General features: G+C 57.5%; 24 protein-coding genes. 3 read left to right on the forward strand and 21 right to left on the reverse strand.

The window, feature by feature from the left end; genetic code table 11:
• Window positions 1-23: 23 nt before the first annotated feature.
• The 4 genes from B1H56_RS10840 to B1H56_RS10855 form a co-directional block, all read right to left on the reverse strand.
• Window positions 24-1,415, reverse strand: coding sequence for an ABC transporter ATP-binding protein (locus B1H56_RS10840; RefSeq protein WP_066519618.1), 1,392 nt, complete (start codon window positions 1,413-1,415; stop codon window positions 24-26).
• A complete protein-coding gene (locus B1H56_RS10845; RefSeq protein ID WP_066519621.1) occupies window positions 1,412-2,110 on the reverse strand; it encodes an energy-coupling factor transporter transmembrane component T family protein in 699 nt (232 codons plus the stop codon). Before B1H56_RS10845 ends, B1H56_RS10840 begins: the two co-directional genes overlap by 4 nt.
• Entirely contained in the window at window positions 2,111-2,713 is a 603-nt protein-coding gene (locus B1H56_RS10850; protein ID WP_066519629.1) for an MptD family putative ECF transporter S component, read from the reverse strand.
• Window positions 2,714-2,794: 81 nt separating this feature from the next.
• Window positions 2,795-3,415, reverse strand: coding sequence for a TetR/AcrR family transcriptional regulator (locus tag B1H56_RS10855; RefSeq protein WP_066519631.1), 621 nt, complete (start codon window positions 3,413-3,415; stop codon window positions 2,795-2,797).
• A gap of 237 nt (window positions 3,416-3,652) precedes the next feature.
• On the opposite strand from B1H56_RS10855, the gene B1H56_RS10860 reads away from it, so the two are divergent.
• Together B1H56_RS10860 and B1H56_RS10865 are read left to right on the forward strand one after the other, a co-directional pair.
• Window positions 3,653-3,970, forward strand: coding sequence for a metal-sensing transcriptional repressor (locus B1H56_RS10860; protein ID WP_066519634.1), 318 nt, complete (start codon window positions 3,653-3,655; stop codon window positions 3,968-3,970).
• Window positions 3,971-3,982: 12 nt separating this feature from the next.
• Complete coding sequence (locus tag B1H56_RS10865) at window positions 3,983-6,586, forward strand: heavy metal translocating P-type ATPase (protein ID WP_082771106.1); 2,604 nt, start codon at window positions 3,983-3,985, stop codon at window positions 6,584-6,586.
• Window positions 6,587-6,803: 217 nt separating this feature from the next.
• Here the strand turns inward: B1H56_RS10865 and B1H56_RS10870 are convergent, their stop codons facing one another.
• The 7 genes from B1H56_RS10870 to B1H56_RS10900 all read right to left on the reverse strand — a co-directional run bounded on the left by B1H56_RS10870 (window position 6,804) and on the right by B1H56_RS10900 (window position 11,620).
• On the reverse strand, window positions 6,804-7,439 hold the full coding sequence (locus B1H56_RS10870; protein WP_066519635.1) for a class I SAM-dependent methyltransferase: 636 nt from the start codon (window positions 7,437-7,439) through the stop codon (window positions 6,804-6,806).
• 18 nt (window positions 7,440-7,457) lie between these two features.
• On the reverse strand, window positions 7,458-7,976 hold the full coding sequence (locus B1H56_RS10875; protein WP_066519636.1) for a flavodoxin: 519 nt from the start codon (window positions 7,974-7,976) through the stop codon (window positions 7,458-7,460).
• Between the two features lie 52 nt (window positions 7,977-8,028).
• Window positions 8,029-8,514, reverse strand: a complete 486-nt coding sequence (locus B1H56_RS10880; RefSeq protein WP_066519638.1) for a flavodoxin — start codon at window positions 8,512-8,514, stop codon at window positions 8,029-8,031.
• Window positions 8,511-8,759 (reverse strand): tautomerase family protein, encoded by a 249-nt coding sequence (locus B1H56_RS10885; protein WP_066519640.1) that lies wholly within the window; start codon window positions 8,757-8,759, stop codon window positions 8,511-8,513. Before B1H56_RS10885 ends, B1H56_RS10880 begins: the two co-directional genes overlap by 4 nt.
• The gene (locus B1H56_RS10890) at window positions 8,760-9,188 is read right to left on the reverse strand and encodes a cupin domain-containing protein (RefSeq protein ID WP_066519641.1); all 429 of its coding nucleotides are present in this window, start codon (window positions 9,186-9,188) and stop codon (window positions 8,760-8,762) included.
• Between the two features lie 18 nt (window positions 9,189-9,206).
• Complete coding sequence (locus tag B1H56_RS10895) at window positions 9,207-10,379, reverse strand: iron-containing alcohol dehydrogenase (RefSeq protein WP_066519648.1); 1,173 nt, start codon at window positions 10,377-10,379, stop codon at window positions 9,207-9,209.
• Between the two features lie 200 nt (window positions 10,380-10,579).
• On the reverse strand, window positions 10,580-11,620 hold the full coding sequence (locus B1H56_RS10900) for an alcohol dehydrogenase (RefSeq protein WP_066520036.1): 1,041 nt from the start codon (window positions 11,618-11,620) through the stop codon (window positions 10,580-10,582).
• Window positions 11,621-11,748: 128 nt separating this feature from the next.
• Between B1H56_RS10900 and B1H56_RS10905 the strand changes: the two genes are divergently transcribed.
• Entirely contained in the window at window positions 11,749-13,212 is a 1,464-nt protein-coding gene (locus B1H56_RS10905; protein WP_066519650.1) for a hypothetical protein, read from the forward strand.
• Between the two features lie 54 nt (window positions 13,213-13,266).
• Here the strand turns inward: B1H56_RS10905 and B1H56_RS10910 are convergent, their stop codons facing one another.
• The 10 genes from B1H56_RS10910 to B1H56_RS10955 form a co-directional block, all read right to left on the reverse strand.
• On the reverse strand, window positions 13,267-14,562 hold the full coding sequence (locus B1H56_RS10910; protein WP_066519652.1) for an ABC transporter permease: 1,296 nt from the start codon (window positions 14,560-14,562) through the stop codon (window positions 13,267-13,269).
• Complete coding sequence (locus B1H56_RS10915) at window positions 14,549-16,021, reverse strand: COG1361 S-layer family protein (protein WP_066519655.1); 1,473 nt, start codon at window positions 16,019-16,021, stop codon at window positions 14,549-14,551. The genes B1H56_RS10910 and B1H56_RS10915 overlap by 14 nt, the downstream gene beginning before the upstream one ends.
• A 111-nt stretch (window positions 16,022-16,132) precedes the next feature.
• Window positions 16,133-17,011, reverse strand: coding sequence for an ABC transporter ATP-binding protein (locus tag B1H56_RS10920; protein WP_082771107.1), 879 nt, complete (start codon window positions 17,009-17,011; stop codon window positions 16,133-16,135).
• 54 nt (window positions 17,012-17,065) lie between these two features.
• A complete protein-coding gene (locus B1H56_RS10925) occupies window positions 17,066-17,710 on the reverse strand; it encodes an ATP-binding cassette domain-containing protein (protein ID WP_066519657.1) in 645 nt (214 codons plus the stop codon).
• Window positions 17,707-18,612: a hypothetical protein gene (locus B1H56_RS10930; RefSeq protein ID WP_066519659.1), complete on the reverse strand. Its 906-nt coding sequence runs from the start codon at window positions 18,610-18,612 to the stop codon at window positions 17,707-17,709. The genes B1H56_RS10925 and B1H56_RS10930 overlap by 4 nt, the downstream gene beginning before the upstream one ends.
• Window positions 18,613-18,756: 144 nt before the next feature.
• Window positions 18,757-19,578: a hypothetical protein gene (locus B1H56_RS10935; RefSeq protein ID WP_147554688.1), complete on the reverse strand. Its 822-nt coding sequence runs from the start codon at window positions 19,576-19,578 to the stop codon at window positions 18,757-18,759.
• 13 nt (window positions 19,579-19,591) lie between these two features.
• Window positions 19,592-21,229: a DUF6034 family protein gene (locus B1H56_RS10940; protein ID WP_066519664.1), complete on the reverse strand. Its 1,638-nt coding sequence runs from the start codon at window positions 21,227-21,229 to the stop codon at window positions 19,592-19,594.
• 26 nt (window positions 21,230-21,255) lie between these two features.
• Complete coding sequence (locus B1H56_RS10945; protein ID WP_066519666.1) at window positions 21,256-22,797, reverse strand: DUF6034 family protein; 1,542 nt, start codon at window positions 22,795-22,797, stop codon at window positions 21,256-21,258.
• A gap of 98 nt (window positions 22,798-22,895) precedes the next feature.
• Window positions 22,896-24,518, reverse strand: a complete 1,623-nt coding sequence (locus tag B1H56_RS10950; protein WP_066519671.1) for a DUF6034 family protein — start codon at window positions 24,516-24,518, stop codon at window positions 22,896-22,898.
• Window positions 24,519-24,868: 350 nt separating this feature from the next.
• Window positions 24,869-25,417 carry a flavodoxin family protein gene (locus tag B1H56_RS10955; RefSeq protein WP_066519674.1) on the reverse strand — a complete coding sequence of 183 codons (549 nt, stop codon included), beginning with the start codon at window positions 25,415-25,417 and terminating at the stop codon, window positions 24,869-24,871.
• Between the last annotated feature and the right edge of the window lie 73 nt (window positions 25,418-25,490).

Genomic DNA, 25,490 nt, shown 5'->3' on the forward strand with positions numbered 1-25,490 from the left:
CGCCGCCGCTTCTTTCGGCGTTTTTATTCCGCACCAAGGGAAAACCGGCGCGTGCAGCACGCCTCCATTAATTCGGGATCGTGCGTAATTACCAGCACCGTTTTCCCGCATCCGGCCTGCCGCCCCAGCACATCTGAAATGATCTTCATGTTGCCTCCGTCAAGGCCGCTGGTCGGTTCGTCGAAAATCAGGACCTCCCGTCCGCTCAGGACCGCGCAAGCCAGCGAAAGCCGCTGTTTCTGCCCGCCGGAAAGGGTAGCGGGATGCCGGGTACGGTATTCAAACAGCCCGAGCTGCCGAAGCGTCTCCCTCGCCCGCTCCAGGTTCTCTTCCCGGCGGGGCAGGAGCAAAAGCACCTCTTCCTCCACGCTGGGCGTAAAAAACTGGGTATTGGTGTCGTTGGCGCTGTAGAAAACGCGCGCCCTGCGTCGGTGCGGCGGTATCTTTTTTCCGCTGAAAAGCACGCTCCCGCTGCTTTCACGGCGCAGTCCGCACAATATTTTAGCCAGTGTCGTCTTGCCCTTCCCGTTGCGCCCGGTGACCGCCACGACCTCGCCCGGGGAGGCGCTGAAATCCACATCCCGGAATATGGTCTTTCCCTTCAGCAAACAGCAGACCTGCCGCACCTCCACCGCCGCACCGGAACGATAATCCGCCCGGGGCAGGGGAGGCTGTTTTGTTTTACACGGACGGCGCAGGCCCATCCGCGCGGTTTCGCCGGCGGAAAGCGCGGCCAGCTCCCGCGGGGAAAATTCCCGCACGATCCTGCCGCCGTCCACATACAGGAAACGGTCCGCAATTCCCATCAGCCACGACAGCCTGTGTTCGGCGACAATCAGCGTATGCCCCTGTTTTTTCAGCTCCGCAAGCGTCTCCGAAAGCCGGCCTGCACTCTCTTCATCAAGATTGGCGGTAGGCTCGTCAAGCGTAAATACCCGCGGCCCCGCCGCGCGCGCCGCGGCAATCGCCACCTTTTGCTTTTCTCCGCTGGAAAGCCGGTCAAGGGGCGTCTTCCGCAGGCCGCCAAGCCCCATCGCGCGGATCACCCCGTCTGTGCGCATCCGGATTTCGGGCACGGAAAAGCCGAGGTTTTCGCAGCCGAACGCCACTTCCCCGGCAAGCTCCCCCGAAAAAAACTGGGATTTAGGGTCCTGGAACACGCAGCCAACCCGCTTTGAACGCTCCCATTGCGGCATGGCCGCAAGGTCCGTCCCGCCCAGCCGGACTTTCCCGTCCAGCGTCCCCTCGTAATAATAGGGCGCAAGGCCGCTTGAAAGGCGCGTCAGCGTAGTTTTCCCGTTGCCCGACCGCCCTATGAACACCACGCACTCTCCCTCCGCCGCCTTAAGGTTCACGCCTCGGATGCACGGCTCTTCCCCTGCATAGGCAAACGATACGTTTTCAAACTCGATCATTTGGTTCCTCCGATCAGCAGGAGCATCAGGATCCCGCCTGCATACAGCGCCGCCGCGAGGACGTCCCGCGCGCGGAGCTTCCGTTCGTAATAGCTGTACCGCGGCCCCGGCGTATCGATCCCGCGCGCTGCGGCGGACACCGCCAGCTGGTCGGAAATCTGCAGGCAGCGCAGGAGCATGGGAACAAGAATATATTCAAAGGTGTTCCCCGGATGGCGGAACACCTGCCCCGGTCCGGTGAGTCCCCGGTTGTGCATGGACTCCCGCAGCCCACGCAGCTCGGCGCGTATAGTGGGAAAAAAACGGAAGATGACCAGCATCCCCAGGATCGCCCCCGTGGGCGCGTGGACGCGCGCGAAAAACGCGCTCAGCGCGCCGGGCGGCGTGGATACGAGGTCCCATGCCGCCATGAAGACGGGCGTCATCCACCAGAACAGGAACACATGGAACTCCGAAAATACCATCATGCGTATCCCGTGGAAGCGAATCAGGTACAGCAGCAGGGACAGTATTCCGTAAAGAGCGGCAAACCCCGCGCATTGCTTCCATGCCCTCTGTGCCGCAAGGATTAAAAACAGCATCAGCGCAATGACCCATGCCCGGTCCGTGCCGCCCGGCAGGAACACGCCCGGCAGGGTCGCGGCAAACACGCACAGCTTGGCGGCAACGGAAAAACCCGCATCCTTTTTTTCCATTTACAGGACGCCCGCCTTGCCAAAATGCTTCTTCATCATACGGCTGCCGATCAGGCTGCCCGCAAAGCCGCAGGCCACAGTGAATATGAGGATGAACGCCAGCCAGCCCGGCTGCGTATAATAGGACAGGTAGGAATCGATATACTCCTGCGTCATGCCGGAGGCGAGCGCATTGGAAGAGAAGGTTTCCCAAAACGCAAGGATGGGCAGCAGGTTCACGCCCTGGTAAAGCCCGCTGTAAACCGTCCACGCGGCGGTGATCCGCCACGGGTCGTCATACGCGCCCGTTTTCCACAGGATTGCTTCGCAGACGAGCCCCACCACAATGAAATAGGGCAGCAGGAACCAGTCGCCCATGATTAGGAAAACGATGCCAAGCAGCGTCATATAAAGCAGGGAAACGAACCGCTTGCGCACGCGGCGCACCATCAGGAAATAAACAGGCGCGCACACAAGGCAGGTAATCCCCACGGAAAGCACCATGCTGACAAAGTGGCTGGCCATGCAGATCATGTTAATCAGCAGTTGGATCACAATCAGCAGCACGCTCAAAAGCACAGTCGTGATCACGTCCTTCGCGGACCATTTAGCATTGGTTTTCATCTTGTTTTATCCTCCTCAAATGTTTGGTTTATATGTTTTTTCCATACAGTTAGCAAAAGCTAACTTCTGCCCGAAAAAAAATCATTTCCACTGCGCCAGGCTGTCCCACCCGGCATTAAAAAAACGCGCGATCTGCCCCACATAAGCAAGGGCCTTCTCCTTGGGCATATCGTGCGCCACTACCTCGAACACCGCAGTAAAATACGCGCTCGTCAGCATATGGCGGACTTCTCTGCCAGGCGTTTCCCCGATCTTTCCCACCTCCCGGAGCTGCCTGTAATACTCCCCGCTCCGCTCCACCTCGAGGCGCACCAGCCCGTGCAGGAAATCCTGGTATTTGGTTCCGTCGGAACGGCATACCAGCAGCTTGAATGCATCGAAATTTTCGTAAATATAATCGATGAAGCGGTAGAGGTAAGCCGTGGAAAGCTCCTGGCTTGTTTCGGCTTTGCCTTCAAAAATCAGGTCGAAATGCTCGTCCTGCGCGGCGCAAAAGCGGCTCATAAGGCCCTCTGCCACGGGCTTTACCAACGCGCTGAAAAGAGCGCTTTTATCCGGGTAGCGGACATAGATCGCCCCTGTGCTCGTGCCCGCCTTCTCCGCGATTTCCCGCAGGGATGCTTCTTTGTAACCCTTTTCCAGGAATTCCTTTTTTGCGCATAAAAGAAGGTTTTCTGTAATCCCTTCTTCCCGTTTCGCCATGCCCGCGCCTTTCCCGATGCATCAAAAACATCGTTATCAATAACACCGTTCTTAAAATATCATTCTTTGTTTTATTTGTCAACCACGGAGGAACCGTAAAAATTTCCCCGGACATATCATTTTGGTTTGACAAATACCCCATGGGGGTATATTATACCCATGGGACATAATTGTTGTTATAAAATACCATATGGGGTATTTATAGAATGCCAAACCATTGCAGGACGGAGGGAAACGATGGAAAACAAACAAGCCGCTGGCGCACGGTGCGCATGCCACCATAAATCCACACCGCGCAGCGGGCAGGAGCTTCGCCTTTTGAAAAACCGCCTCAGCCGGATGGCCGGCCAGCTCTCCGGAATCGGCAAGATGCTGGACGACAATCGTTACTGCGGTGATATCTTAACGCAGATCGCCGCGGTGGAAAGCGCGCTCCAGTCCTTCGGGTACCTGATTTTGCAGGACCACATGGAAACGTGCGTGGTGGAAGAAATCCGCAGGGGCAACACCGGCATTGTGGACGAAGCGGTGGAACTGGTCAAAAAGCTGAAGTAAGGAGGGGTTTCCTTGAAGACAGAAAAATTCAACATCACCGGGATGACCTGCGCGGCGTGCCAGGCCAACATCACCCGCACCGTACAAAAGCTTGACGGCGTGAGCGATGTGGACGTCAGCCTGCTAGCGAACCGCATGACGGTCACCTATGACGAAGCCAAACTGACCCCGGAAAACATCATAGAAGCCGTGGAGGGCGTGGGCTATGGCGCTTCCCTGCCCGGCGGCGCTGCGGAAAACGCGGCGGGCGGCTTCCGCAGCGAATGGGAGGCCCGGCAAAAGCTCGCCGACGAGGGCCGCGAGAGCATGAAGCGGCGGCTCATTTCCTCCATCATTCTGCTGATCCCACTGATGTATGTGGCGATGGGGCCGATGATGGGGCTTCCCGCGCCCGATTTTCTGGTGGGAATGGAAAATTCGCTGATCTCGGCGCTGACGCAGCTTCTAATCACCATACCGATCATCGTCATCAACGGGCATTTCTTTCAAAACGGACTCAAGGCGCTCATTGCCCGCGCCCCCAATATGGACTCGCTGGTAGCGGTCGGCTCGGGCGCGTCGCTTGTTTACGGAATTTTTGCCATGTACCGCATGGCCTACGGTCTCGGCCACGGGAATATGGCGCTGGTGCACGAATATGCGCACGCGCTGTATTTTGAATCGGCGGCCATGATCCTGACGCTGGTCACCGTGGGAAAATATCTTGAGGCGCGTTCCAAATCCAAAACCTCGGACGCGCTCGGCAAGCTCGTCGACCTTGCGCCGAAAACGGCGTCCGTCATCCGCGGCGGCGAAGAACTTGTGATCCCAGCGGAGCAGGTCCAGACCGACGATATCGTCGTCATCCGCCCGGGCGAAAGCATCCCTGTGGACGGCGTCGTCACCGAAGGCTATGGCTATGTGGACCAGGCCGCCATCACCGGGGAAAGCATCCCTGTGGAAAAGAACCCCGGCGACACCGTCATTTCGGCAACGATCAATAAAAACGGGACGTTCCGGTTCCAAGCGTCCAAAGTGGGCGAGGATACGACGCTCGCGCAGATCATCCGGCTGGTGGATGAAGCGGGGAATTCCAAGGCGCCGATCGCGCGCCTTGCGGACCGTGTGAGCGGCATCTTCGTGCCCGTCGTCATCGGTATTGCCATTGTGACGGTTATCGTATGGCTAATCGCGGGGCAGAACTTTGAATTTGCCTTTTCCAACGCCATTTCCGTGCTGGTCATTTCGTGTCCGTGCGCGCTGGGGCTGGCAACGCCGGTCGCCATCATGGTGGGTACCGGGAAAGCCGCCGAGCAGGGAATCCTGATTAAATCGGCGGAAAGCCTCGAGAACCTGCATTCTATAGATACAATCGTGCTCGACAAAACCGGAACCATCACCTCCGGCCACCCGTCGGTTACGGATATCGTGATGCTTGACACGTCCCTCACGGAGCAAGAATTCCTTACGCAGGCCGCGGCGGCGGAAGCCGGGAGCGAACATCCGCTTGCGCAGGCAGTGGTGGAAAAAGCGCGGGAAACGGGGCTTTCCATCCCCCGCGCTGAAGAATTCGAGGCACAGGCGGGGCGCGGCATCCGCGCGCTGGTGGACGGACGGCGTTATGTGGCGGGCAACCTCGCCTTTATGGAGGAATCCGGCCTCGCCGAAAACGCACAGGCAAAAGAAGCCGCACACCGCCTCGCGGGCGAGGGCAAAACGCCTCTGCTGTTCGCGGCGGACGGCGCCCTTCTCGGGGTGATCGCCGTGGCGGACACCATCCGCGAAGACAGCCGCGCGGCCATCGAACGGTTCCGCAAGATGGGCCTGCACGTCGTGATGCTGACGGGCGACAACCGCATAACCGCGGAAGCCATCCGCAAAGAGATCGGCGTGGAGGAAGCCATCGCGGACGTATTGCCCGCAGATAAGGAAGCGAGCGTGCGCGCGTTGCAGGAAAAAGGCCACAAGGTCGCTATGGTCGGCGACGGTGTGAACGACGCGCCCGCGCTTACCCGTGCGGATATCGGCATCGCTATCGGCGCGGGCACGGATATTGCCATCGAGTCGGCAGACGTGGTGCTGATGAAGGATTCCCTGTTCGATGTGGCGGCGGCCATCGACCTCAGCAAGGCGGTGGTACGCAACATCCACCAGAACCTGTTTTGGGCCTTCTTCTACAATGTCCTCGGCATCCCGCTCGCGGCGGGCGCGTTGTTCCCGGCGTTCGGTATCCGCCTGAGCCCGATGATCGGCTCCGCCGCCATGAGCCTGAGCTCCGTGTGCGTCGTGCTGAACGCGCTGCGGCTGCGGCTGTTCAAGGACAAGAACAACACGGCCAGGATTGCCGCGCCGGACCCGGCTGCGGAGGAGATACAAAATACCGGCACAAACGTGCCGGAACGCAAGAAAGGACAAAATGAAATGAAAAAAATACTGACGATTGACGGAATGATGTGCGCGCACTGCCAGATGAATGTGCAGAAAACGCTCTTGGCGCTCGATGGCGTTACGGACGCGGCCGTTGACCTTGAAAAGAAGCAGGCCGCCGTTACCCTTTCCACGGACGTTCCCGAGCAGGTATTCCGGGACGCTGTTGCGGACGCGGGCTATACGCTCGTAAGCTGCGAAAGCGCCTAAACCGCAAACCGCAGGGCCGGGACGGATAAAATGATCCGTCCCGGTTTTGGGTTCCCTGTCTATGCGGGGGTCCGCCGAGGTGTGGCAGGCGCCTTGTAACCTGCCCGGGGGATCCGTCCTCAGGCTCCCCTGCGGCAAAAAATCCGAACCGCAGCCGGCCGGCACTGGGTTCGGATTTTATTTGCAGTAAATAAACAATCCGTTTCAATTCTTTCACTTACGCTTCATTGGTATAGCATTCGTAGCGAAACCACCTCACGGGGTGTCCCCTGCGGAACAGCAGGCGGAAAACGCCGGTCTCCGTCAATAGCTCGCGGCATACGGGGTTCAGGTAAATGAAGTATACCTTCCGCGGCTTCCTTGCGATGCTGCACAGGATGTAATTAAGCATCTTGCGGAACACAGCCGCGGGAAAGGAATTAAACACGTAAAAATAGTTGTAGGCGTCGTAGTGCTCGAATACCGCGGCATCGTCCTGCAGAACCCTGCAGCGCTCAAGGCCGAGCGCCGCGAAGTTTTCATGCGCCGTCCGGCACAGCTCCGCCGACAGGTCGATTCCGTCGATCTGCCGGAATGGGAAGGCGCTCATCAGGTGCATTGCTTTTCCTTTCCCGCAGCCGATGTCTATGATCGCGTCCTCTTTTTCCACCGGCAGACGTTTCAGCACTTCGCGCAGGCCGTCGGTAGAGGGCTGGTAGCGGTTCCCGCGGGCAGGATCGAAGCCCGCCTGTTCAGGTTCTTCCCAAAGGGAGAAATCGACCCCCAGCCGTTCGTCTTCCTTTTTCCCGCGCTTCATCCACAGATTGCGCAGGACCCCATACGCCTTGCTTTTTTTTATTGCTGTAAAATCCATTGGCCTCCTCCGAACGGTTCAGCGTATCATGCCGATCCTGCGGAGCCATTTGCCGGTCTGCCGTTTCACGGCCCCCGTTTTCGCCTTTGGTCCATACGCCTCAAAAGCGCTCAATACGCGGGCCTGCGGGCACAGGCGGGCGACCGTCCCGCAAAGCTCCTCGATTCCGCTGCCGCCGTATGTGCAGAACGGCACGACTATCCTGCCCGCCAGGCCGTGCTCCGCAAGGAACGCGGCAGCCGGGGGCGCAAGCGTCCCCCACCAGTTCGGCGAACCGATAAACACCGTTTTATATGGCTTCATGCCGCCCGCCCGTTCTTTGAGCGCGGGCAGATATCCCCTTTGTATCTCCTCGCGTGCCTTTGCCACCGTCTCCTCATATGACGGCGGATAAGGCGTCCGCGGCTGTATTTCAAACAGCGTTCCCCCGGTCTGCCGGCAGATGGCCTTTGCAATCCTGCGCGTATTTCCCGAACGTGAGAAGTATGCGACAAGGATATGCGGGTTTTGCAGTTTTCTTTTCTTCGTGAACAGCATGGCCGTCTACTCCGCTTTCTTTCGCCTGCTTTTTTCTATACGGTCCACCGTTTCACCTTCGCTCCTTGAGGCTGATCCCCCGCAGCCATGCGTCCACCTCGCCCCGCGCGCGCGGGACGCTGTTTCCATAGGCGGCAAAGCCATCCATAACCTCGCTGTCCGGGCAGAGGGCCTTTGTGTCGCGTGCCAGCCCGGCCATTCCGCCGCCGCCATGCGTGCAAAACGGCACGACGGTCTTGCCCGTAAGGTCGCAGCGTTCGAGGAACGACGCCACCGGGGGCGCGACCGTGCTCCACCAGTTCGGCGAGCCGACAAACACAACGTCGTAAGGCCCCACATCCGCGGGTTCCCCGATTTCCGGACGGAAGCCGGCGCGTATTTCCTCTTTTGCCTGGCCGACCACCGCCTGGTAGGCGGAAGGATATGGAACTGCCGGTTTAATCTCAAACAGTGCCCCTCCCGTCTCCGTGCGGATCAGCTCTGCAAGCTCCTCCGTATTTCCCGAATGGGAATAATATGCGATCAATATATTCTTCATATCTGTTCTCCTCCTTTTGTGCCGTCCGGGCCTTTGGGCGCACCCGGCTCCACAAACACCGTTCCCGCGGGAATTTTCCGCATCGACTCTTCCCAGCGTTCCTTTTCGACGTCCTCCACCGATACGGAGACGTATTCCGCCCCAATGCCGAGTTCTTTTGAAACGGCCTCCCGTACGGTCAGGGCCAGCTTTGCTTTTACCGCTTTATCCCGCCCCGGAAGCATCGTAATTGCGATGTGCGGCATCTACCTTTCCTCCCGTTCCAGTTTTTCGTATTCTTCGTCCGTCACCGGCTCCAGCCATTGCGCCGGGCCCATGCTGCTGTTGGTTTCGATGGAAAGGTGTACGAACCAGCTGTCCTTCGCCGCGCCGTGCCAATGCTTTACGTCCGGCGGTATCTTCACCACGTCTCCGGGGCCGAGCGGCCGGGCGGGCCTGCCTTCTTCCCGGTACCAGCCCCGCCCGCCGGTCACGAGCAATATCTGACCGCCCGGATGCCTGTGCCAGTTGTTGCGGCAGCCCGGTTCAAAGGTCACGTTGCCGATCGGACAATTGAATCCATCGCCGCCCCCGGAAAGCATCTCAAGATAGGCCTGCCCCGTAAAATTCTTGCTGAATTCCCCGGGCAGCTTCCCGCCCCGGGGAAAAATCACACTGTTTGAAAGATCGTCCATGTTTTAACCTCCGTTTTCTTACCGGTACGCCTTTTGGTAGATTGCCGTACAGTCCTCATGCGAAAGCTCACACGGATCAACGGCAAACAGGCCGCCCATGGTGGCGCGGGCGTTTTCGGCAAGCGTTCCGAGCTCCTCCCGCGTGATCCCATAATCGGACATCTTAAGTTCCGCGACCCCGCAGTCCTCCTGCAGTTTCGCAAGCGCCGCAAGGAAATCCTCCGGCCTGCGCGCCGTTTCCATGCCCATCGCCCTTGCCATACGGATGAACCGGTCCCCGCAAATGTGCTTTTCAATAAAATATCCGTAATACGCGCGGGAAAGCATGATGAGGCCCGCGCCGTGCGGAAGTTCCTGGTGGAACGCGCTCATGGCTTGTTCCATGGAATGCTCGCTCGTACAGCACGAAAGGCTCATCACATACCCGGAGAGTGTGTTGCCGAAAGCCACCTGTCCGCGCGCCTCTAGGTCTTCCCCATTCCTTACGGCGGACGGCAGGTTTTTGGCAACCGCTTCGATGGCGGCCAGCGCCACTATGTCGCTCATGGGGTTCGCCGCCTTGGAGATATAGCATTCCGTGCTGTGGAACAGCGCGTCAAACCCCTGATATGCGGTAAATTCCGGCGGAACGGTGGTCATCAGCTCCGGATCGACGATTGCAAGCACGGGGAACAGGCTATCCATCCCGCCGCAGCCGATCTTTTCGTGGGTGTCCGGGTTGGTGACCACGCCCCACGCGTCCACCTCCGAGCCGGTCCCAGCCGTAGTGGTAATGCAAACGACGGGCAGCGGCCTGTTTTCAAGCGGTTTGTTTTTTCCCGTCGCGCCCGCCACGTAATCCCACAGGTCGCCGGGGTTTGGGGCCATCATGGCCATGATCTTTGCCGCGTCCATCACGCTGCCGCCCCCAAGCGCCACCACAAAATCGCAGCCGTTTTCCCGTGCGAACGCCGCTCCTTCCATCACGGTGTCCTTGAACGGGTTGGCCTGCACCCTGTCGAACACCGCAGTCTCCACCCCTGCGAGGTGCAGCTGTTCTTCCGTGCGTCCAAGCGCGCCGTTTGCGCGCGCAGAGTTCCCGTTTGAAATAACGATCATAGCTTTCCTGCCCGGCATTTCCTGAATGTTGAGGTTATTCAGCTCTCCTGCGCCAAACAGCGTCCTTGTCGGTAAATACATGTGATAATTCATATCGCTTTCCTCCCTGTCTTTATTTAAACTCTACTCCTTGGAGTGAACTCTAAGTCAAGGTCCCCTTTTTGTTGTTTACAAATTGTTCATATCCATTTTTTCCACCAAAAACACCCCTTATCCACAGGATAAGGGGTATTCCTTATAATGTCTAATACCTATATTCTATTACTTTTCATGCTTTTAGGGCATCTTTCTTCCTACGGCTTCAGCGCAATCTTCACTACGCCGTCCGCCCCGCTTTCAAAAAGCGCGTAAGCCTCCAGCGCGCGGTCCAGCGAAAAACGGTGGGTAATCAGCGGCGTGGTATTAAGTTTTTCCCGCCGGACCAGCTCTAGGATTTTCCCGCAGGAATTGGCATCCACACCGCCCGTTTTAAAGGTCAGGTTTTTGCCGTACATATCGGGCAGGGGAAGGACCTGCGGCTTCTCATACATGGCGATCACGCATACCGTCCCGTTCGGGCGCGCCGCTTTCCACGCGGCCTCGAAGGTATCCGCTCCGCCCGCCGCTTCAAACACCACGTCCGCGCCCCGTCCCTGTGTAAGGCTGCGCGCCGCAGCGCCGGGGTCTTCCCGTGCGGGGTTCACCGTAAGGTCCGCAATCCCCATGCGCCGCGCGAGCGAGAGCCGTTCCTCGGAAATATCCGCGGCAATGATGCGGGCCGGGCGGCACAGCCGTGCGCAGGCCATCGTGCACAGGCCCGTCGGCCCCGCGCCGATCACCAGCACCGTATCTCCCTCTTCGATCCCGCCGATCCCAGCGCCCCAGTAGCCGGTGGCAAGGATATCCCCGGTGAAAAGCGCCTGTTCGTCCGTTACCCCTGCGGGGATCACATCGAGCCCATGATCGGCAAAAGGCACGCGGACATACTCTGCCTGCCCGCCGTCGATCCGGCAGCCAAGGGCCCAGCCGCCATATTCGTGCGTACAGTTATTGACAAACCCGCGGCGGCAAAAATAGCATTCGCCGCAGAAGGTCTCCACGTTGACCGTCACCCGGTCCCCCGCGCGGACCTTGCGCACGCCGTTCCCAATTTGCTCCACCACGCCAACCATCTCATGCCCCACGACAACTCCGGACTTCGCACGGGGGACGCTGCCGTGCTTTATATGCAGGTCGCTCGAGCAGATGGAAGCCAGCGTCACCCGGACGATCGCATCCGTGGGCGCGTGCAGCGCCGGAACGGGCCGCTCCTTAAGCGCGAACCTTCCCTTTCCCTCAAAAACAACCGCCTTCATCGTTTGATTCATCTCAACGCGCTCCTTGTAAGATTTCCCTTTATTATACCGGATGCGGAACGCTTTGTCATTTCATCCCGTCCGGCGCGCCGCAACCCGTTTAAAGGGAGGAATTTCTGTTTAAAGCCATGGTATACGAAACAAAAAATCCGGCAAACCGCCGCCCTTTGGCGCCTGCCTTTTTCGTCGGGGAGGGAAGTCTTATCAAAAAAGCAAAAACATTCTTTGAAACCATCGCGGGACCGTCCGCCTTTCTGCTAAACAGCTCTCTGATCGCCATTCCCTATCTGCTGTTCCTCCAGCTGGCGGACGGGACCAGCCTCACGGCGATCCTGCCCCTTGTAATCTTTTATACGCTCCGCATGACGGGTATATTTTTACTGCGCAGCATCCGTGCGGGCGCGGACAGTTATTTTGTAATGATGCTTTCGCTGGCCCTTGGGGCCGCCGGTGCGCTCTGCGGGGTGCTGGGCGTTTTCTGTTTCCCGTTTTTCACGGCCTCTGCGATCCTTCTTGGGCTTAGTACGGCATTCATCCAGCCCGCCTTCACCACCCTGCATTTCCAGCGGCAGGAACAAAACCAAAAGTCCGGTACAGCGGGCAAGCCAAAGAAAAATTTTGCGCCCCTCGCATTCGCCGCCGTGTTTCTGCTTGCCCTGACGGCCCTGCCCTCTCCCATACGGACGGGCGGCGTGATGCTGCTTTACCTTGTCCTCTTCCTGCTCGCCTTCTATTCCACCTCCCGCGGCCGGGCGCACGCCTTCCGTTTTATCCATTTAAAAAACGTGACCGTATCCCCGCGGTACGCGGCCGTTTTCCTCGTGTTTTTTGTTTTGCTGATCGTGCTGCGTATCGCGCGCCTGACCCTTGACGCGCAGGAACTGGACGTTGTGACCATTTGGTTTGCCGTCGCCTTCCTTGCCGCCATGCTCCTTGTTTGGCTGCGCAGGAAACGGGCCCGGCTGCCCCTATGGCTCAACCTCCTTTCCTTCGCCAACGGCATGTGCGGGAATTTCCTCTTTATCTTCGGCTCCTTTTATGTCGGCGCCGTTTATGGAATCGGGGAAGCGGCCGCTTACGTATACGTCCCGTTCGTCCTCGGCATGGGCTGTTCGATGGCGTTTGCTTCAAAGCTATGGCGGCTTGCGGGAAAGGCGTCCCCATTTACGGTGCAGGCCGCCGGCGCATGCGCGGGCCTTGTTTTGCTGATGACGCCCTTTTATTTCCCGGCCGGCGTTTTTCTCGTCAGCTTTTTCTTCAGCGGCACAAGTTCCCTGCTCAACCGGGAGTATTACCATACGCAGTCCATTCCCACGGACAGGCGGCTCGTCAGTAAATTTACCATACAGGATATCGGAAGCATAACCTGCCAGTTTATCACCGCCGCCTTCCTCCTCGCCCTTTTCAGTTTTTACCGGCTGCCCTCCGCGGCGTTTTTCACGCTGACGGAACAGACGGCCCACCCGGAAACGCTGGTCCATGTGGTGCGGATCGTCAGGTTCTGGGGCTGTCTGACCCTTGCGGCGCTCTACGCGGGAGTTCTTGCCGCGCGGAAAAAGGGCGCGGCAAGAAAAACGCCCGCAGCGGAATAGGGTTCCGCCGGCAGGCGCGTGTCCTTTTCACTTTCGGCAAAAATACTGCGTTCCTCAGTTCCCGCTGCGCATGGCTTCAAGCGGGCTCATTTTCGTTGCCTTGCGCGCCGGGTAAACGCCTGAGGCGATCCCCACCAGCAGCGCGATGCCGAGCGCTCCGAGCGCCACCCACATGGGAATTTCCACCTTCATCCCTTCGGAAAAAACCATCCCGAGGAAGCTTGTCTGCTCGGTGCCCGTGTTGATCGCAAGCACCACGATATAGCTGATCCCCAGTCCGACCAGCCCGCCAAGGAGGCCGATCATTGCGGATTCCGTCAAAAAAAGCTGCCGGATCTTCCGGATCTTCATCCCCACGACCTTCATGATGCCGATGTCCCGCCGCCTTTCGAGTATGCTTGCATACATGGTGTTTGCAATGCCGATGGCGGATACGAACAGCGAGATCAGGCCGATGGCAAACAGCTGTCCCTGCTGCCTCCCCTGCTCCTCCTGCATCTGCGAGATGTATTCCGTTTCGCTGTATGTCTGGTACCCGAGCTTCTTGATCTCATCCATGACGCTTTGCACGTTGTCCATGTCGTCCACGCGCACGATCACCTGCTGGTAGGAATTCAGCGGCACGCCCATATCGTCCGCAAGCTCCCTGTTGTCCATCAGCATTCGTTTGGCGACGGCAAGGTCCATGTAGATGCTGTTGCTTTCGCTGCTCTGCGCCTTTTTCGTCAGCCCGGAGACCGACGCGCGGTAAAGGCTGCCCCGGGGCGCCTCAGGGTCGTCCATGCCGTACCCGAACTGCAGCTCCAGCTCCGTTCCAAGCCAATCGATCTGCGGGGAATATTTGCTGAACTCTTCCCAGTCCGCGTAATTGGGCGGGTTTTTCGGATCGACAAATTGCTGTACCGCGTCTCCGCCCACCACCAGCACCGGCATGGTTCCGCCCTGCCCGAACATCCCGCCCTCCTCAAGCTCGAGGTCCAACACGGCAGGCTCGATCCCCGTTACGCTTATATTCGCCTCATAAGCGCCCGTGCGGATCACAGCGGGAACCTGCACCACGGGGGACGCCGCTTCCACATGCTCCATCGCCGCGATGGACTGCACGGTGCTGTCCGTAATCCCGCCGCGCCCCGACACCGCCGACGAGGAATAATCGTTGATCTCGATCCGCGTGAGCGCCGTGTTGTTTGTCAGCAGTCCCTCGAACTGCTTATAATTGGAATAGCCGATAGACAGCATCAGCACGATGCACGCCGTTCCCACGATCACCCCGAGGACAGTAAGGAAGGTGCGGGATTTGCGCCTGCTTAAATGGACCAGGGCCAGTTTGAATAAATCAGACGTCCTCATTGTCTTCCGCTTTCTGCTTTCTGCGTTTGAGGGCGTACCGAATACCGAGGATACCGCCGATGACCGCCCCGAGGATCAGAACCGAAATCCACCATTGGCTTTGCGTCTCCGGCTTTTCTTCCTCTTCTTCCTCCTGAGGGGCGTTTATGACAGGCGGATTGATATTGGTCGAGAAATCAAACTCTTGTGTGGATACCTCCCCGAATTCATCCTCATAAGACAGCGTCATTTTTCCATTCGTGTAGCCGTACTTCGCGTCCGCGCCGCTGGAATCGAGCGTGCTCACAAATACGTACAGGTCTCCTTTTTTTGCGGCCCCGCTCTCCAGGTTTCCAAGGAACAGGCTGCCCTCCGGCACCAGCCCCGGCGCCTCGACCTCCGCGCGCACATTGTACACCGTCCCCTTGCCCATGTTCATCACGTTCATGGAGACGGACATCGTATCCCCCGCGTTCACCTCCTGCGGAATCTCCGGCTCGTCGTATTCGATGCGGACCGGCTGTTTGACCTGAATCACAATGGATTCGTCCGATGTGACCTCCGTTCCTCCGTCCCCTTCGTATTCGACATGCAGCAATATTTTCTGTGGCTTGGGCTCCGCCGTCTGCTGCACCATCAGCCTGGTATCGATCGCGGCGCTTTCCTGTTTGGCCACCTTTTTGAAGTAAAAGGAATTGGTCTCCCCCATGGGGATGATATCCGCTGTCTCCCCGCTGACCGTAACCTTCATGTTTTTGATCGGCTGGCTGTCGCTCGTATTTTGCAGGGTGACGGAAAGACCGAACTCCTGTCCGGCGAGTACGGGGGATGGGTTTACGGAATATCCGCCGAGCATAACCTTGGGCTTGGGCTTCGCTTCCCCTCCGCCCGCGCCGCCTCCGCCGCCCGTACCGCCCGCGGGCGCGTCGGCGTCCCCAGGGTCCTGCGCTGCCGGCGCGTTCGGGTCAATGCCGTCCGTAACCGTAACGTACAGGGTAAACGCCTGCGTAAACTGTGCGCCGCCCTGTACCTGTCCCTGGACGCTTACCGTCACCGGATAGCGTCCGCTAAGCCTACCCTCCGCGAGCGGCAGGTTTAGCTCCACAAGGCAGGCCTTCGCCCTGCCCGCCCCATTATTGACCATATGCTCTTTCAGCCCGACTGTCTTATCGTAATTCTGGAACACAAAGGGGGAAGATGAAGCGTCTCCGAGGTCCACCGTTATGTTGATGCTGCCGCCCTGCAATTCCTGTGCCGGTACGAGCGGAAGGACGATAGAGGCGCTCCCGCCTGCCACGGCGGGCATATATCCGCTGCTGTACGGTTGATCCATCCCCGGGTATAGGTTTTCGTTGTCAATGGCAAGCACGGTCCCCGCGTCCTGCGTCCCGGCTGCAGGCGTATCCTCCGCAGCCAGCGCCGTCCCTGCCGGTAGAACCGTCATGATTACCGCAAGCAGTATAACCAGTCCTTTTCTCATTGCTGTCCTCCTCTGTGTTGCGCCGCGCCTTTAAGGCGGGCTTTTTCCCGCGCGGACCATTGCCGCAGGGTCCCCGCGGAAGCCTCTTTTGTTTCACCGTTTTTTTCGGCCTCATGCGCGCCGTTGTTGCCGGTCCCGTGCACAGGCCGCTTTTTGCCCGCAGTTCTCCTCGATCTTTACGACCTCCCCGTCCGCGATATACACGATCCGGTCCGCATACCGCGCTTTCTCCATGTCGTGGGTAACCATCAGGAGCGTCGTCCCGTTTTCCTTCACAATGTTCTGCAGAATCTCCATAATCTGTTCGGCTGTTTCACTGTCGAGGTTGCCCGTCGGCTCGTCCGCGAACAAAATTTCCGGTTTGGTGATGATTGCCCGCGCAATCGACACACGCTGCTGCTGTCCACCCGAAAGCTCGTCCGGGTCGTGCGCAAGGTGCCCCGCAAGCCCAAGCGCGGAAAGCACCGCCTTTGCTTCCTTTTCCCGTTTAAGCGGCGGGATGCCGCGCAGCATCAGGGGAAACGCCGCGTTTTCAAGGGTGGTGAGCGTATCCATCAGGTTGAAACTTTGGAAAATGAACCCCACATGATTAAGACGGAACTCCACAAGGTCGTCCTCTTTCATCTTATGGATCGGTTTTTCGCGGATAAACACCTTGCCCGCGGTCGGCTTTTCAAGGCCCGCGGCGAGGTTTAAAAGCGTGGATTTCCCGCTCCCCGAGGTCCCGGCCACGGCCACAAATTCGCCCCGCCGGATGTCGAGGTCCACGCCGCCAAGCGCCCGGAAGCGCACCTTTTTCGTCTTATATATCTTGACCAGGTTCCTGATACTGATAATTGGCTCCGCGTCGTCGCTGCGCCCTGCCGCAGGGGCCGCCTTTTCCGTCTCCGGCGGAATTCCTCCTGCGGGCGCGCCGGAGCTTCCCGCCTTTTGGCCCGCGGTTTTGCGGCCCGCAAGCCTGTTCCCTGTTTTATTCGTTGCTTCCAGCATACTCTTTTCCTTCGCCTCCGCTTCCTTCGGGTTCCGTGCCGCCCGTAACCGTCCTTACCTCACTTCTGTTAAAATCCCGGCGTCCATTTCGCACACCGTATCGCACAGCTCTTCAATGTCGCCCGCGTTGTGGCTCGCAAGCAGGATCGTCTTTCCCTTCGCGCGCAGCCCTTTGATAAGCTCGCGCATTTCGCGCACGCCCTGTTTGTCGAGGCCGTTGAACGGTTCGTCCAAAACCAGCAGCGAGGGGTCTTCCATGATGGCCTGCGCAATGCCAAGCCGCTGCCGCATCCCGAGGGAGTATTTGGCGACGTGCTTTTTAAGGTCCGGGTCAAGCCCGGCCCGCCGAATGGTCTCGCGGATTTCCTTATTTCCAACCCTTCGTTTAAGGGACGCCAGAAGCTGAAGATTTTTAAAGCCTGTAAGTGCCGGCAAAAAACCGGGGGTCTCAATGATGATGCCCATGTCTTCGGGAAAATCCATATCCCTTCCTACCTGCTCGTAGTCCACCATGATTTTCCCCTTTGATGGAAACAGAAACCCACAGATACACTTGAAAAGCACCGTTTTCCCAGAGCCGTTGTTGCCTACGATCCCGTGGATTTTACCGGCCTCAAAATCGTGGTGCACATCCCGCAGCACCTCTTCGCCGTTAAAATCCTTGTACACATGCTGGACGCTGATTGAAATATCCTTCATACGCTGTTCCCCGTAAAGTTAAAATTATATTTTTTCATCCCCCGGAGCGCTGCCCAGAACAACGCGGCGGTCGCCGCCCCAAAGATCAGGCAGGTCTGCCATAGCCGCGGGAGCAGGTCGTAGCCAAAATTGTGCATATGGTACGTCGCCTGGTTTAAGGGCGACATCCATCCCACCGCCACATTGGCCTGATACATCAGCTCCTGCGGCAGGCTGAACATTTGACCGAATATCTGCGGGTTTAGCAGCAGCCCATACAGGCTGAATAAAAATACGCTCACCACGCCCCAGAACTGCCCCCTGCGGATATTGACCGCGAGCATAATAGACGCCATCAGCAGCGTGTACAGCAGCATCAGCAAAAAGATGGTTGCCATACAGGCATAGGGCGTGCTCATTTCGAGCGTCTTTACGAACGCGGGCAGGGCAACCGCTTCCCCCGCCCCCGAATAACCGAGCATTGCCGCCGTTTCGCTCCACTGGTCCCCGATAAACGAGTTGTGGGCGCACAGCGTGGAGGTCGCAAGCAGAATAAACGCCATGTAGAGCGCCGTTGCCATACAGATATAGATGATCTGGCCCCAAAGCCACGCCCCGCGCGTAGTGCGCATCAGGTAAAAGGGCGTGCCCTCGCAGATAAAGGGCATATCCGCAAACAAAAGCACGAGCAGCAGGGAGGAAATGAGGATATTGTTGGCGTCTCCGAACGTCCACACGAACGCCTCTACAAGCTGCATGACCGTGCCCTGCTCCTGTGCGAACTGCACCGCCTTGTTCGAGAGCAAAAAACACAGGATAAAGGCCAGTGCAAAGGTCACCGCAATGCGCGGATTGCCTTTCCACTGCCTGAAATTGTAAACCGCCACAGACCATGATTGGCGCGCCGCAACCCCTGCCGTCATCCTCTTTCCTCCCCCGGGGCCGGGAAACGGGCCTTCGCGCAGCCACGCCTTCTTTCCGGTCCCGTTTGGCTTCGCCCGTTCACGCCTCCCGGAATCCCCGGTTTTTCACGCTTTCTTTTATTCCCGCCTGTTCTTTTTATACCGTCACGCATCACGCATTCTCCTTTGCATCAAAAAGCCATAGGAAAGCCCGACAAGGATCGCCAGTTCCCCCACCAGCAGGGCCGCTCCCCAGATGCCCGCGTTCCACAGCCCGGACGGGTTCAACCATTCCTGCGGGCTCAAAACATAGGCGTTCCGGAAATACCGCTGCGAGAGGATCACGAGCACATAATAGAAGATGAACGGCGACGCATACGCCATATAACGGCTTTGGGTCAGGGCGGCGAACATCCCGCCGACCAGCGACCATAGCGCTCCCGAAAGAAAAAACAAGAACGCCCGGCCCATCAGGTCCGTAAAGGTAAGCTGCGCCGCTGTATCAGCCTGTCCGCCCATTTCCGCCGTCATAGCCATCTCTCCCGCAAGCTTTTCCGCCTCCTGGGGCATAAGTTCCATCGGCGTAAACAGCAGGGCAAACGCAAAACAGGCGAGAAACACGCCCAAGAAGAGCGCCAGCCCGCCCGAAAGCGCGGTCGCCGCCACGCGCGAAACAAGGTAGGGCCGTTTGCCTGCGCGCGGAAGATACTCGCGCAAATAACGGCTTTTGTGGTCGTCTACAAAGGCGGTCGTGAAGGGCAGCGCGGCGAGTATGGGCAGCACCAGCAGCACCACATCCGTTTTCAGCGAGTCGATGGAAAGCTGGATAGAATATCCCGCCGCAAGGCCGTCCTCCATTTGTCCCTGCAATATGGGCAGAATTTGGCCCGCCACGCCGAAAAATGCCGCCACTGCAAACCCGATGACCGCTGCGATGAACCCCCATGAGCCAAAGGCGCGTTTTAAGTCTGTCTTCAATGCCTGCACTTCGCTGTTCTCCTTACCCTGCGAGCCCCATTTTCTCATCCTCTTCCATAAACCGCTGTACGCCCGGCATCATGATCGGCGATCCGTCCAGCGCGTTGACCATGACCTCCTCGCTGTTGGATTCATATTCGTCCCCATACTCCGCCGTTTCCCGATCCATCGTACTTACGTATCCCTGCGCCCTGACATACCAGGCGGGCACCGCCAGCACCTTGTCCGGCTCGTCTTTGACGTTGATATAAGACATCACAAGCTTTGCCTCTTCAACCTCAAAACGAAATTTGTTTTTGGGAGCATCCTGCCCCGCCGCATCCGGATCCTGCGGCACACTGTACCAGTAAAGATGACCGACAAGGCGCTCTTTGGCCTCGTCAAACGGTATGATGGCGCTGTCCTGCGCGCTTGTTTCATCGGCCTGCGCCGCATTCGTCCAGGAGAAGTCGCGCACGTTTCCGTCCGCATCGAGCAGCAGGTACCCGCTTTCCGGATAAAATGGAGCGGAATATCTCCCCTCCAGTGACATTCCCGGCCCCCAGTGCCCGCCGCCCTGCGCAACGCAGGGAATGCCGCCGCATTCCCGCTGGAATTCGATACAGCAGCCAGGCTGTGTTGGCTCGGTATATTCGTATCCCCATGCACTCGTCAATTTCTGTGTGTTCGGTTCATATACGGCTTTTTCGCAGTTCTTGACCTGCACCCCCACAATCCCCAGTTCCTTTAGAATCTCCACCGCCTTTTGCTGCATGGCGTCCATGTCGATCTCATTTTTTGCGTATTTTTCTTTGAGCGAAGCGATACGCGCGGCCTGCTCGTCGAGCCGCTCTAATTCTTCCGAGCGTGAAGGTTCTTCATAGTGCTGGGCCCATTCACGCTCCTGCGCATTGGCTTTTTCCTGCATTTGCGTTGTGGATTCCGTATTAAAATCCGAACATTCCCTGTAAATAAAATAGGCCGTGCCGTCTGCGGCGTTCGCGCGCGACGCTGTAATCGTCCGGTTGATCCCATCGTTGCTTTTCACCGCAAGATCAATATAATTCTTACCCTCCTCTGTCGTCGGCCTGCCCGTTTCGTAATCGAGCCGATAAGTGAATTTGGTATCCGCAGCTTTCATTTCATTTTCTTCAGGCGCGTTCGCCCAGCCTTCCTCCGCTTCCTTGATATAGCCGTGAAGCAATTCCGGTTCTTCTCCGTCGCCGCCCGCCTCTGCCTGTGCAAGGCTTTGCTTAAGCTCTAAAATCCGTTCCTCCCAGTCCTCCTTTGTCATAGGGAGGGGCATCTGGTAAAACTCCGCGTCACTGCCCACAAAATATGCGATCAATTCATCGACGCGCTCCTGGGTCATATCCATTTGCGAAAGCTTCTGCACCGGATAAACCTCCGCTTCCGGCATCATCACGTCAACATCCGCATTGATAATGAAATCTTCGCTTTTAGTAATGTTCTCTTTCCAGTGCTCCGATGCCTTGTACGGCATCGGCTCATAATGCTCTGCAGTTTCCGCCGGACCGTCCGCTTGCTTTATGGCCTCGCTGGGAATATCTTCTTTTTTCTGTACTACGGCCTGCTTTTCCGGCGTCGCCTGGCAGCCGATAAGCAGCAAGCCGCACAGTATAAAAGCAACTGTTGTTGTCAAACACCTTTTGGTTTTCATTTGCATCCCGCCTCCTTGCCGCAAGATCAGGAATATGCCCGGTTAATCACGCTGCCGTCGGCCGCGTTCAGCGTGACAAGCGAAACAGGCTGCTGTCCCCAGATTTCATCCATGTTGTATTCCGCCCGTTCCCGGTTCTCGTCCACAACATAATGGTTGCTCGTATTGTCGGGATAATCATCCGGATAATGGTAAAATATGTTGCCGCATGCGTCCCATACGGGAACAAAATAATATTCGTCCGGATTGTCCGGCTTTCGGGTCATAAGGTAGGAAAGCGTAATCCGATTAACCAGTATGCGCTGCCCGTCGGACTCCGGATCGCCCATGGAAAGGCTTGCCGTCGTATTCTTGATTTGTTCTTCCATACGCTGCGAGACCTCTTCAAAAGGCAGGAGCGGCGTATTTTCATTCTCCACCGCTACGACTTCCATCGGATTGTTCCATGAAAATCCGACAATACCGTCGCCGTTCACGCGCACGGTGATCGTTTCATTGGGAATGCGCGCGGCAAAATCATACTCCTCCGCATACTGGTTGGCGGGGGAAACGCCTCTTTGCAGGGTGCCCGGAACATTGTGCTTAAAAGTAACGGTATAACACGCCGCGCCGCGGTCGGTAAAGCCGAACGCCCCGTCTTCGGTTTCCTCCCAGTCAAGGATCACGTCCCGCTGTGCGGAGATCAGCACCGCGTCGATTCCCATTTGCTCAAGGGCGTCCTGCGCAATTTTTTCCGCGTCTTCCTGTGTAAGGCTGGCCGGCACCTGCGGAATCCCGCTTGCGTACGGCTCGCAGTACAGATTGGATTCCAGCCCGTTCCCCATGCCGGTCATATGGTTGCTTGCGACAAACCGCATCTTGGTCGGCATACCGCCGATTTCCTTCCAGAATACGCCCGTTACGCAGGCATTTCCCGCCGCTTCTGCGCGCTTTTTCCCATCCTCCGTCAGCACGGTCTGGTATTCCCCTTCATTTTCCATGGGTTGCTGCTCACCGTAAAACATCACAATATTCGGATCGTTTTCGTTGAATTTCAGCGTACGTTCTGCTTCCTTTAAATCGAGCTGTTCGGGCGCATTTTCGTATTCGATCATAAAATCCTTCAGCCATTGCTTATAGGTTTCCGCCGCAGCCGCGAATTCGGGGTTATCCCCGCAGGCCTCGAGCTCCTTTGTGTAATAGTCGATGTCGTGCTGGATTTCATCCCTGCTGCGCTGCTGCGTGTTGTCCTCGTACAGTGTTTCTCCCTCAAGCAATACGTCCAGCACGCGGTCTACCTGTTCCTGTGTAAAAAGGGCGGGGCGCACGGAATACACCGGATATGCGGACAGCCCGGGCATTTCCACGTCCGCCGCAAAGCGGATCGATACGCCGGCCGCTCCCGCGAGCTCATTTTCATAACGCGCGGGCGCTTCATATGGCAGGCCCGCCGTTTCGCCGGCCGTTTTTTCAAACGATCCATTATTTTTCTGTACCACGGCCCGCTTTTCCGGCGTCGCCTGGCAGCCCGCGAGCAGAAACGCCGCGCACAAGGCGCAAACGCATATGGTATTCAAACGCTTTTTCATTTCAACGGTTCCTTTCGGCCGGTAAAAACAGCGGCCTCAGAATTCAGCATAAAGGGGAGTTGTATCATTTTTGCGTCCAGTCCGGTCCGTTCGTTTCCTTAGGCGCCTTCATCCCCGGTCCCCGGCATCATCCGCTCCATCCCCGGCATCAGTATCGGCGAACCGTCGAGCGCGTTGATGAATACCTCTTCTTTGTTATACAGGCTTTCTACGCCGCTCATGATGCCGTCTTCCCCGAGGTAGGTGCCGTAGCCCTGCGTCTTGAAACGCCACGCGGGCACAGCCATCACCAGCTCCGCTTCGCCCTTGACGTTGATATACGCCATCACAAGATCGGCCTGTTCCACCTCGAAGCGCAGTTTTGTCTTCGCATCTTCCTCCGTATAGCCGTCCGTATACTGCGTGGTATTGTTCCAGTACAAATGATCGGCGGCCTTTTGCTTTGCCTCGTCAAAGGAAAGGATGTCGCTGTCTCCGGCCACCTCTTCCGTTACCCTTGAAGCGTCGCTCCATGAAAACATCCTCACGTTGCCGTCCGCGTCGAAAACGATACTTCCCTGTTCCGGGTAAAAGGGCGCGGAATACATTCCCTCCATCGACATATCGTCGGACCAGCTTCCGCTCGTCTGGTTGAAGCAGGGCACACCCCCGCACTGCCGGGTAAATTCGATGTAGGCCCCCGGCTGGTCGTTCACCGCAGCTTCATTGCTGGATTCCTCCGGGAGCGGCCCCAGCAGCGCTTTTTCACAGACCGTGACCTGTACGCCCGTGATGCCAAGCTCCCGGAGCAGCCCGGCCGCCTTATCCTGCATCGCGTCTAAATCGATATTATTCTGCGCATACAGCTCTTTTTGACTGTTGATCCGCCCGGCCTCTTCCGCGAGACGCGCCGCTTCCTCCGACTTATACGGCTCGTCCTCAATATATTGCAGCTTTCCCTGGTCTTCCGCATACCACTGTTCCTGGTTGACCAGCCTGGATTCGTTTTCAAACGAGCAGTCGCCGTATGAAAAATAGGAGCCATAGCCGTTTTTACCCGGGCGCGTGGCGCTGATCCGCTTATTGAGGCCGCTTCCATCCTCGACCGATACGTAAATAAAATCCTCGCCCATAGACGTATTCGCTTCGCCCGTTTCATAATCGTACTGGTAGGTAAAGTTCGTATCCGTTTCCACGGGCGTTACTTCTTCCGGTGCGCTCGCCCATTTTTCCTCTGTTTCCGCGATATAGCCGCGGATGGATTCCGGGGTCTCCCCGTCTCCGCCCGCTTCCACCCGGGCAAGGTCTTCCTTCAGCCGGACAAGCTCGTCTTCGTAATACGCCTTGGTCATCGGCAGCGGCATCTGGTAGAACTTCGAGCCCGGCTGTGTGAAATAAGCGACCAGTCCGTCCACACGCTCCTGCGTAAGGTCGTCCTTTTCCAGCTTTTGCACGGGAAATGCCTCCACCTGGGGCACCATCACGTCCACATCCGCCTGCACGGTGAAGTAATCGCTTTTGGAAATTTCCTCTTTCCAGTGCTGGGATACGGTGTAGGCCACAGGCTCGTACCGTTCCTCCGCATCGTCCCCGGCAGGCGCTCCCGTCTCCTTCAAGGCCTCCTGCGGAATTCCCTCCGCGCGGTTCACCACCGCCTGTTTTTCCGGCGTCGGCTGGCAGCCTGCAAGCAAGAATACCGCGCACAAAATACAAATCAGGATCATATTCAAAATTTTTTTCATTGGAACGGGTTCCTTTCGGTCTGTCGTTTATCGTGACGTTTTATTTCCTGCAACTATCATAAAAAGGATTTGTATCATTTTTGTTTCGCTGCGGACCGTCTCCGCAAAACCTTCCGCGCACAGGCAAGCCATCAGAATGTTCACCGCCCTTTTCATTTGGCAGCCCCGTCCGGCAAACAAAAACCCGGGAAATTTTTCCCCGGGTTCATCCTATAAAACACTTGTATCATTTTTGTTTCAATCCTTATCCTCTTGCAAAAACCGGAAACGGTTTCAGATCACGCTTCCGGCGGCGCGGCAAAGGACCTTTTTCGTTCCTGCCCCGGCAAAGAAAAGCCCTTTGGGGCTTCTTATAAACCCCTTCCCATCCCTTCTGCTTTTTGCAGCGCATCGGGACTGATATCGCCCGGCGCTCCCGTGCCGCCCTGCCATAGGACGCCGCGGTCCCGCCAGCCCAAAAAGGAAAGGATCATTTTATACCCCTGCGCCACGTAATCGTATTCCGCCGCGGCCGGATCTCCCCCACACAGCAGCAGCGCGCTTTCCTTGATGGCAAGCGGGCGCAGCCCGCCGCTGCCGCCGTAAGCGTAAAGCTTATCGATGGCCGCCTTCATCTGTGCTGGAAACCCCATCCAATAAACAGGCGCTGCAAGCACCATTACACCACAGCTCTCCAGCAGCGGCTCCAGCTCGTAGAAATCATCCTGGTCAACACAGGCATGTCCGTTCGTCCAGCATTGGTCGCACGCCGTGCAGCCTCCTATTTTCTTCTTTCCCGCCTCGAACTTTACAGCCGAATGCCCGCTTTCCTCTGCTCCCTTTATAAACGCGTCGGCCAGCATATCGCTGTTTCCGCTCCCACGCGGGCTGCCAGTCAGTACCAATATCTTTTTCCCCATTTTACAACGCTCCTTTCTCTAGATACAACAATTGTACTCTCCTTAGATCGGTCTTCAAGTATAGGGGGCGCTT

Source organism: Christensenella minuta, assembly GCF_003628755.1.
Lineage (GTDB): Bacteria > Bacillota > Clostridia > Christensenellales > Christensenellaceae > Christensenella > Christensenella minuta.

Coding starts and splice junctions, on each gene's coding strand:
- B1H56_RS10840 (WP_066519618.1), bottom strand. CDS start 1,415: ATGATCGAGTTTGAAAACGTATCGTTTGCCTATGCAGGGGAAGAGCCG.
- B1H56_RS10845 (WP_066519621.1), bottom strand. CDS start 2,110: ATGGAAAAAAAGGATGCGGGTTTTTCCGTTGCCGCCAAGCTGTGCGTG.
- B1H56_RS10850 (WP_066519629.1), bottom strand. CDS start 2,713: ATGAAAACCAATGCTAAATGGTCCGCGAAGGACGTGATCACGACTGTG.
- B1H56_RS10855 (WP_066519631.1), bottom strand. CDS start 3,415: ATGGCGAAACGGGAAGAAGGGATTACAGAAAACCTTCTTTTATGCGCA.
- B1H56_RS10860 (WP_066519634.1), top strand. CDS start 3,653: ATGGAAAACAAACAAGCCGCTGGCGCACGGTGCGCATGCCACCATAAA.
- B1H56_RS10870 (WP_066519635.1), bottom strand. CDS start 7,439: ATGGATTTTACAGCAATAAAAAAAAGCAAGGCGTATGGGGTCCTGCGC.
- B1H56_RS10875 (WP_066519636.1), bottom strand. CDS start 7,976: ATGCTGTTCACGAAGAAAAGAAAACTGCAAAACCCGCATATCCTTGTC.
- B1H56_RS10880 (WP_066519638.1), bottom strand. CDS start 8,514: ATGAAGAATATATTGATCGCATATTATTCCCATTCGGGAAATACGGAG.
- B1H56_RS10885 (WP_066519640.1), bottom strand. CDS start 8,759: ATGCCGCACATCGCAATTACGATGCTTCCGGGGCGGGATAAAGCGGTA.
- B1H56_RS10890 (WP_066519641.1), bottom strand. CDS start 9,188: ATGGACGATCTTTCAAACAGTGTGATTTTTCCCCGGGGCGGGAAGCTG.
- B1H56_RS10895 (WP_066519648.1), bottom strand. CDS start 10,379: ATGAATTATCACATGTATTTACCGACAAGGACGCTGTTTGGCGCAGGA.
- B1H56_RS10900 (WP_066520036.1), bottom strand. CDS start 11,620: ATGAAGGCGGTTGTTTTTGAGGGAAAGGGAAGGTTCGCGCTTAAGGAG.
- B1H56_RS10905 (WP_066519650.1), top strand. CDS start 11,749: ATGGTATACGAAACAAAAAATCCGGCAAACCGCCGCCCTTTGGCGCCT.
- B1H56_RS10910 (WP_066519652.1), bottom strand. CDS start 14,562: ATGAGGACGTCTGATTTATTCAAACTGGCCCTGGTCCATTTAAGCAGG.
- B1H56_RS10915 (WP_066519655.1), bottom strand. CDS start 16,021: ATGAGAAAAGGACTGGTTATACTGCTTGCGGTAATCATGACGGTTCTA.
- B1H56_RS10920 (WP_082771107.1), bottom strand. CDS start 17,011: ATGCTGGAAGCAACGAATAAAACAGGGAACAGGCTTGCGGGCCGCAAA.
- B1H56_RS10925 (WP_066519657.1), bottom strand. CDS start 17,710: ATGAAGGATATTTCAATCAGCGTCCAGCATGTGTACAAGGATTTTAAC.
- B1H56_RS10930 (WP_066519659.1), bottom strand. CDS start 18,612: ATGACGGCAGGGGTTGCGGCGCGCCAATCATGGTCTGTGGCGGTTTAC.
- B1H56_RS10940 (WP_066519664.1), bottom strand. CDS start 21,229: ATGAAAACCAAAAGGTGTTTGACAACAACAGTTGCTTTTATACTGTGC.
- B1H56_RS10945 (WP_066519666.1), bottom strand. CDS start 22,797: ATGAAAAAGCGTTTGAATACCATATGCGTTTGCGCCTTGTGCGCGGCG.
- B1H56_RS10950 (WP_066519671.1), bottom strand. CDS start 24,518: ATGAAAAAAATTTTGAATATGATCCTGATTTGTATTTTGTGCGCGGTA.
- B1H56_RS10955 (WP_066519674.1), bottom strand. CDS start 25,417: ATGGGGAAAAAGATATTGGTACTGACTGGCAGCCCGCGTGGGAGCGGA.